We start from the raw sequence: 7026 nt of genomic DNA, 5'->3' as shown, positions 1-7026 counted from the left end.
CCCTGGCCCACGGTCTCGTAGTCAATGTCTACGGCAATAACCGCATCGGCTCCCCGGGTCATTGCGGCCTGCTCGAGCTCATTCAGGGCAATCTCACGGGCTTTGCGTAACTCGGCCTCGTAGGCCCCGCTGCGCCCGCCCACGATGTCGCGCACCGAGGCCAGCAGGTCGCGGAAGATGTTGGCCCCCAGAATGGCCTCACCAAACACCACGTCCAGGTACTCGGTAATCTGGTAGCCCTCGAGATCGCTCGAGGTGGTCAGTACAATTTTGCGCCTCACAAAAGTCCTCCTGGGTTCTATATTAGCCAGGTTTGACCCAGCGGATGCAATCTGGCAAGCGGACTGGATATAATCCGCTAAACATGAAGGTTTCTCTCTTTATCACCTGCGTCGCCGACCAGTTCTTTTCCGATGCTGGCGTGGCTGCGGTCAAGCTGCTGCGCAGCCTGGATTGTACGGTGGATTTTCCCCAGGGCCAGACCTGTTGCGGTCAGCCCGCCTACAACGCGGGCTACTGGGCCGAGGCCCGCCAGGTGGCCGAACATACCCTGGGGGTGCTCGAGGATGCCGAGCACGTGGTCTTGCCCTCTGGCTCCTGCACCACCATGCTGCGGGCCTTCTACCCCGAACTCTACCGCCACCATCCCAGAATGTTTGCCAGGGCCGAAGCCCTGAGCCACAAAACCTACGAGCTGGCCGAGTTTATCGTCAAGGTGCTAAAAGTTACCCACCTGGGCAACGGGCTGCAAGGCCACCGCGTCGCCTACCACCACGGCTGCCACGGCCTGCGCGAGCTGGGCATCAAGTCAGAACCCCTCACGCTGCTGCGCAACGCCGGGGCCGAAATTGTAGACTGGGCTGCTGCCGAAGAGTGCTGCGGGTTTGGCGGACTGTTCTCGGTCAAGCTGCCCGAGGTGGCCCTGAGCATGGCCGATCGCAAGCTCTCCACCCTGCCCCCCACCAGTCAGATTGACTACCTCGCCAGCGCCGATGGCGGGTGTATGCTCCACCTCGATGGGCGCATCAAAAACCGGCGGTTGAGCCTGCCGGTCAGGCCCCTGGCCTCGGTGTTGTGGGAGGCAGCGCAGTGAAGGTCTCCGGTCTGGGTTGGTACTGCTTACCAGGTCAGGTAGCCCCGCCTTTGATTGATCCACCTCTCCAGATAGTCTTGTGGTTTTCGGTAATGACCTCAGCCATCAGCATCCAGCTCTTGACCCCTGGCGTTTGACCTTTTACAAAATCTCAGAGAGGCAGCCATGAAACTCACCGCCAACCAGTACCCCCAGGAGTCGGCTCGAGTGCTACGCGAGGAGCCCCACGTGCGCGACTCGGTAACGGGGGCCACCCTCAACTTTGACGGCAAGCGGCGGCTGGCCTACGCCGAGGTGGATGCTGAAACCTGGCGGCACTGGGCCGAGGGGGTCAAGAACCATGTCTTGATGAATCTGGACCAGTACCTGCTACAGGCCGAGGCCAGCCTGAAGCGTAATGGGGTGCAGGTGCACTGGGCCGAGCATGCCGAGGCTGCCCGGCGCATCGTGGCCGAAATTGCCAGGGCGGGCCAGGTCAAAAAAGTGGTGAAGGCCAAAACCATGGTCTCGGAGGAGCTGGGCATCAACCCCATGCTGGAAGGCATGGGCATCGAGACCCTCGAGACCGACCTGGGCGAGTACCTCATCCAGCTCCTGGGCCAGCCGCCCTCGCACATCGTGGGGCCGGCCATCCATCTCAACCTGGATCAGATCCGCCAACTTTTCCACCAGCGCTTCCAGACCCCCACCGGGGCCAGCCCCGAAGACCTGGCCGCTGTGGCCCGCAAGCTGCTGCGCGAGGGTTTTCTAAAAGCCGATATGGGCATCTCGGGGGCCAATTTTGTGGTGGCCGAGACCGGCACCCTGGCCCTGATCGAAAACGAGGGCAATATCCGGCTCTCCACCTCGGCCCCGCGCATCCACGTGGCCCTGGTAGGCATCGAGAAACTCCTGCCCCGCTTCTCCGACCTCTCGGTCTTCCTCTCGCTCACCGCCCGCGCCGCCACCGGCCAGCGGTTGGGCACCTTTGTCTCGCTCCTGCAGGGGCCGCGCACCGCAGGCGAGAGCGATGGCCCCGAAGAAGTTCATGTAATCCTGGTGGACAATGGGCGCAGCAGTGTGCTGGCCGACCCCCTGGCCTGGGAGACGCTGCGCTGTGTGCGCTGTGCAGCCTGCCTGAACGCCTGCCCGGTCTACCGCCAGACCGGCGGTCACCCCTATGGCTACGTCTACAGCGGCCCCATCGGCGCGATTCTGTCACCAGGGCTGTTGGGTCTCGAAGAAACCAAACCGCTGCCCTATGCCTCCTCGCTGTGCGGGGCCTGTTTTCAGGCCTGCCCGGTGCGGATTCCCATCCCCCGGCTGCTCCTTACCTGGCGCAACCGGGCCGTGGACGAAGGGCTGACCCCCAAATTGGAGGCCGCCGCCATCAAAGGCTACGCCCTGGCCATGACCCAGCCCTGGGCCTATAGCCTGGCTTCCAAGGCTATTCGGATGCTCCCCCACAAAGCCCTCGACAACACCATCGTGCCGGTGCTCAAGGCCTGGACGCAAGGCCGTGCGGGTCTCGAGCCCAGCCCCAGAAGCTTCCACCAGCTCTGGGATGCGGGCGAGGTCTGACCCCCACCGAATTTTGGCAGTGATCCAACGGCCTGCATGGATGAGGGTCTTTCCAGAGCACAGGGCGGTTTTGGCTACTTTTTTACACGGGTGCCAGCGACCAAAAATAAGCCCCGCACAGCATTTTCGTAGAAGGAACGGTCTCCACAGGCTTCCGGTGAAACTCGCGCTCTGGCACCTGACCCCTCCCCCCGATGGGAGGAGTGAGGCGACCATGGCCCCCACCCTCCCACGAAAGGCCGTCTTCTCCTGCATACCCTGCGCTCGATGGCTGCTACCTCCAACTACCCGCCGCGAAGCAGGAGCCTGCTCAAAACCCCCCCCAGGGGGAGGGATGTTTGAGGTTCTGAATAAGTACGTTCCAGAAACGCTATCTACGGTATAGCTGTCGCAGGCTGGGTAGCAGGGAAACTCCTTCCCGACCGGGCAGTTTCAGCTTTTGCGTACCCTGCACCACCGAGAGCGGCACGTTGATGTTGTTGGCGGTGGGGCGTACCAGGAGCAGATCGCCATCGGTATTGGTATAGCCGCCAAGGTAGTCCCCTGGGGTGACGTCTTGATCATTATCCACGTCCTTCCAGGCAATCACGATATAGTCGCCGCCCGGCAGGTTGTTGAACAGATAGGGTGCGGTCTGGCCGGTCTGGCTGATGTTCACAACCGCCGACTTATTGATGTCAATATCATTTCCTGCGACATACAGGGCAAAGACCGCCGTTCCCTGCACGGTTGGCGGGGGTGCGGCGGTACCCACGGTCAGGGCAAGCCCCACCGAGCGGTTGATGCCGCCTCCGCTGGCACTGAGGGTAAGGCTATAGTTCCCAGGGGCCGGGCTTCCACTGGCCTCGAGGCGCAGGGTGCTGGTGTTGCCGGTGACGCTGCTGGGGGTGAACTGCCCGCTCACCCCGGCAGGGGTTCCGCTAAGGGTCAGGCTGACCGGACTGGTAAAGCCAGCTATGCGTACAAGGTTGACCGTAATCTCCACGCTGCTGCCGGGGGCGGGACTCAGGGTGGCCGAGGTGGGATTGAGCACCAGGGTATAACTGGGGGTCACACTGCCCGCGACAGTCACCGCCGCCTGCGCGTTGACCAGGCCCGCGCCGCAGTCGCTGCCGGCCAGGGTGGGGAAACTGGGGGGGATCCGATCCGACGGGCGCCCGGTGCAATTGGTTGCACTCAGGGGTACGGCCGTGCTCTTGAGGATGTCCAGCGCCTCCGGAAAGGTCAGGTCGGTGCGGCGGGCTTTCATCAGGGCCACCAGACCCGCCACATGCGGGCTGGCCATCGAGGTGCCCTGGTAGAAAACATAGTTGAATTGAGCGGCACCTGTCTTGGTATCGTCCTTGAGTGGGCTCAGCACCCCATCTACATAGGTATCATTGTTACGGTCAATGGTTATATCCCCCCCCGGCGCCATCACATCTATACGGGTGCCATAGTTGGAGTAGTAGGAGCGGAAACCCCGGGTTTCGGTGGCGCCCACCGTAATGATTCCACTACAACTGGCAGGGGTGAAGTCGGAGGCATCTTCGGCGCTGTTGCCAGCAGCCACCACAATGATGGGGCGCTGGGGCTGGTTGGAAGCCTGGGTGATGGTATCCTGCCAGGCCGGTGCACAAGATCCCCGGCCCCCCAGGCTCATATTGACCACTGCCGCCGGACTGGCATTGGCGGGCACGCCCGAAACCGGGAGTCCCACCGCCCAGCGAAGGGCGGCGATAATGTCGGCGTCGCTGCCCCCGCCGACTCCCAGGGCGCGGAGGTGCAGAAGGCGGGCACCCCAACTGACCCCACCCACGCCCAGGCTGTTGTTGGTAGCCGCCGCGACCGTTCCGGCCACGTGGGTGCCGTGGTAGCCGCTCAGGGCCTCGGGGGGTGCGCCGGGAGCAACATTGCCGGTGTCTTCGGGATCGTTGTCCCGCCCGCCCCCATCGTTGGCAATCTGTGGGTTGGAGATAAAGTCATATCCCTGGACTGGCTGGGGGATGTCGGGGTGGGCTTTGACAATACCCGAGTCTATGACCGCAACCACCACCGTAGGGTCAACCCCATCCTCGATATCCCAGGCGGCAGGCAGGTTGATGGCCGGATAGTGCCACTGAAGATTGTAGAAAGAATCGTTGGGGGTTTTGAAGGCCTGGCGGATATAGTTGGGCTGGGCATAGAGCACATCGGCCCGGCGGGACAGGGCCCGCACGACCTCGAGGGTCTGGGGTTTGCTGGCAGCGCCCCGCCACAGCGCCATGCCCTGGGTGTCCAGGTTCTCGACCCGCTGCAACTCCACCCCTGCTATCTGGAGGCGGTGAACCGCTTGCAGGCTTACCCCAGCCCGAAACTTGACAATCACCTCTCCAGGTACAAAATCGGTTTCACTGGTCTGGGCAAAGGGCCTCTGCGAGACCTGGATTGCACTTCCAGCCTGGCTACCGCCAGTAGAAAAACTCACCTGGCCCGAGATGCTGCCTGTAGCAGGCTCCCCACAAGATGCCAGTATCCCAAGCAGCAACAGTGTCCCTACACGATATATCCTCACCGGCCCACCTCCTGAATAAAGTTCTACACCATAGCTATATTGCACATATACCGTTATTCTCCCGTTACTTTGGGCAGCCAGGCGATTACGGCAAAGACAAAGTTATGAGACACTGAACGAATGGTACGGGCCAAGATTTGCGGGATTACCCGCCTGGAAGACGCCCTGCTGGCCGAGCAACTGGGGGCCTGGGCGGTGGGGTTCATCCTGGCTCCTGGAACCCGGCGCTCCGTAGAGCCCGACCGGATTCGTCCCATCGTGGAAGCCCTGGGGCCTTTTATCGTCCGGGTGGGGGTGTTTGTGGACGCGCCCCCCGAGGTTGTGCTGGAGCAAATGCAAACCGCCCGGCTCCAGGTGGCCCAGCTTCATGGCCTCGAGCCCCCCGAATGGGCCGAGCAAATCCGCCGGTTTTATCCGGTTATCAAGGCATTCAAACTATCGGGCCCGGCCCGGCCCGACTGGCTGGACTACCCCGCCGATGCGCTTTTGGTGGACGGGGTAACCCCGGGAAGCGGGCAACGCTATCCGCTGGACTGGATAACCCCGCTCCTGCAACACCCCCGGCTGATTATCGCCGGGGGCCTGACCCCAGATAACCTCGAGCCTGTACTGAGCTTACTGCCCTACGCGGTGGACGTGAGCAGCGGGGTGGAGGCAGCGCCCCGGCTCAAAGACCCCCTCAAACTGCGGCAGTTTCTAGATCAGGTAGAGGCCTTTAACGGAACCAGCCGGAACCAGTAGACATAGCGGCGCTCGGTCTCTTCCAGCCGATACTCCACGCTTTCCACTCGAAACAAGCCACGATCGTGCCATTGGTTGGCCTTCTCGCGCTGGTACACCCGCATGGGGGTCTGGGAAGCCAGGGCCCAGAGCAGAGTCCGGTTGCCCCCCAGGGGCTGCTGATGGCCCGAGAGCCCCTCGCCCGGATACAGAATCGAGCCATCCGGCAGAAAGCGGTTGGGGTAGCCGGACTCACCCCGATCCACCAGCAGGCTGCGGGGGCCTATCCCCCGCAGGGTTTTGTGCTTGGCAAGCACCTCTTTCCAGGTCAGCATGCTTGACACCCATCAGGCCAGCCGCTATTATCCAATGTGCCCGTTCGGACGACTCCGACGCTGCGCTACAACCTGCTCCGGTGGTGTAGTTGGTTAACATACCCGCCTGTCACGTGGGAGATCGCGGGTTCAAGTCCCGTCCGGAGCGCCAGACGACTCCCGCTTCTGGGGTTAAAAGGTTTTCGCCTTCTTTGGGCGAAAATCAATTTGACCCCCGAAGTTCGGGGGCCAGACGCCAAGGTAGCTCAGTCGGTAGAGCATGCGACTGAAAATCGCAGTGTCGGCGGTTCGATTCCGCCCCTTGGCACCAAATAAAAATAAGCTCTGAAACAGCATAAACCCTCGGCCCGTCGGACTGGAGACTGGTGGCCTTCTGGTCGAAATATAGCAACCCATCTCTGGCAAAAGAAACCGTAAGAGCAGAATCGGGGTTATCTTCAGGGTGGTTCAGACTCCCTTAACGGCCCCCAAGAGTTCGCCCGTTGCGGTCGCGCAGCAACGGCAAGGGATCCAGAGCGCGGTAATCGCAGGTTTCACGGCTACCCTCGTAGATGCCAAAGTGCAGATGGGGTGGAGTGGTGCGGGCAGTGCCGGTGTTGCCCACATAACCCAGGAGGGTCTGCGGGGTCACCCAATTGCCCTCCTCGAGGCCCGGCGCGAAGCGCTCGAGGTGGGCGTAGTAATAGCGCCTCTCGCCGGCCCCAAGCACAAAGATTTGCAGTCCTCCCACTGGGCCATAGGCCATTCGCACCACAAAGCCTTCGGTAGCCGAGTAGACCGGGGTA

At 62.2% G+C, this 7026-nt stretch carries 7 protein-coding genes and 2 tRNA genes; 5 read left to right on the top strand and 4 right to left on the bottom strand.

Annotation, left to right across the window (positions count from 1 at the left end; translation table 11 throughout):
- Window positions 1–269: heavy metal-binding domain-containing protein (locus tag Q0288_RS02655; RefSeq protein WP_299426776.1), on the bottom strand; the 269-nt coding region annotated here is incomplete at its 3' end.
- A 95-nt stretch (window positions 270–364) separates the two neighbouring features.
- Here Q0288_RS02655 and Q0288_RS02650 point away from each other — a divergent pair.
- Window positions 365–1093: a (Fe-S)-binding protein gene (locus Q0288_RS02650; protein WP_299426773.1), complete on the top strand. Its 729-nt coding sequence runs from the start codon at window positions 365–367 to the stop codon at window positions 1091–1093.
- Between the two features lie 165 nt (window positions 1094–1258).
- The gene (locus Q0288_RS02645) at window positions 1259–2653 is read left to right on the top strand and encodes a LutB/LldF family L-lactate oxidation iron-sulfur protein (RefSeq protein ID WP_299426770.1); all 1395 of its coding nucleotides are present in this window, start codon (window positions 1259–1261) and stop codon (window positions 2651–2653) included.
- A gap of 370 nt (window positions 2654–3023) precedes the next feature.
- On the opposite strand, the gene Q0288_RS02640 is transcribed toward Q0288_RS02645, so the two are convergent.
- On the bottom strand, window positions 3024–5186 hold the full coding sequence (locus tag Q0288_RS02640; RefSeq protein ID WP_299426766.1) for a S8 family serine peptidase: 2163 nt from the start codon (window positions 5184–5186) through the stop codon (window positions 3024–3026).
- Window positions 5187–5306: 120 nt separating this feature from the next.
- Between Q0288_RS02640 and Q0288_RS02635 the strand changes: the two genes are divergently transcribed.
- Window positions 5307–5927: a phosphoribosylanthranilate isomerase gene (locus Q0288_RS02635; RefSeq protein WP_299426763.1), complete on the top strand. Its 621-nt coding sequence runs from the start codon at window positions 5307–5309 to the stop codon at window positions 5925–5927.
- Here Q0288_RS02635 and Q0288_RS02630 read toward each other — a convergent pair.
- Window positions 5888–6241, bottom strand: coding sequence for a hypothetical protein (locus tag Q0288_RS02630; RefSeq protein WP_299426760.1), 354 nt, complete (start codon window positions 6239–6241; stop codon window positions 5888–5890). The two genes, Q0288_RS02635 and Q0288_RS02630, sit on opposite strands and share 40 nt — an antisense overlap.
- Window positions 6242–6315: 74 nt before the next feature.
- On the opposite strand from Q0288_RS02630, the gene Q0288_RS02625 reads away from it, so the two are divergent.
- Window positions 6316–6392, top strand: a tRNA-Asp gene (locus Q0288_RS02625).
- Window positions 6393–6475: 83 nt separating this feature from the next.
- Window positions 6476–6551, top strand: a tRNA-Phe gene (locus tag Q0288_RS02620).
- A 147-nt stretch (window positions 6552–6698) separates the two neighbouring features.
- Here the strand turns inward: Q0288_RS02620 and Q0288_RS02615 are convergent.
- Window positions 6699–7026 (bottom strand): M23 family metallopeptidase (locus Q0288_RS02615; protein WP_299426757.1); only part of this gene is annotated, 328 nt, incomplete at its 5' end.

The sequence above is a fragment of the uncultured Meiothermus sp. genome (assembly GCF_937863175.1).
GTDB lineage: Bacteria > Deinococcota > Deinococci > Deinococcales > Thermaceae > Meiothermus.
This window is presented reverse-complemented; position numbering and strand designations above follow the sequence as displayed.

Bases quoted from the DNA above. Each gene is read 5' to 3' on its own strand.
- Q0288_RS02635 (WP_299426763.1), top strand. From the start codon at position 5,307: ATGGTACGGGCCAAGATTTGCGGGATTACCCGCCTGGAAGACGCCCTG.
- Q0288_RS02645 (WP_299426770.1), top strand. From the start codon at position 1,259: ATGAAACTCACCGCCAACCAGTACCCCCAGGAGTCGGCTCGAGTGCTA.
- Q0288_RS02650 (WP_299426773.1), top strand. From the start codon at position 365: ATGAAGGTTTCTCTCTTTATCACCTGCGTCGCCGACCAGTTCTTTTCC.
- Q0288_RS02630 (WP_299426760.1), bottom strand. From the start codon at position 6,241: ATGCTGACCTGGAAAGAGGTGCTTGCCAAGCACAAAACCCTGCGGGGG.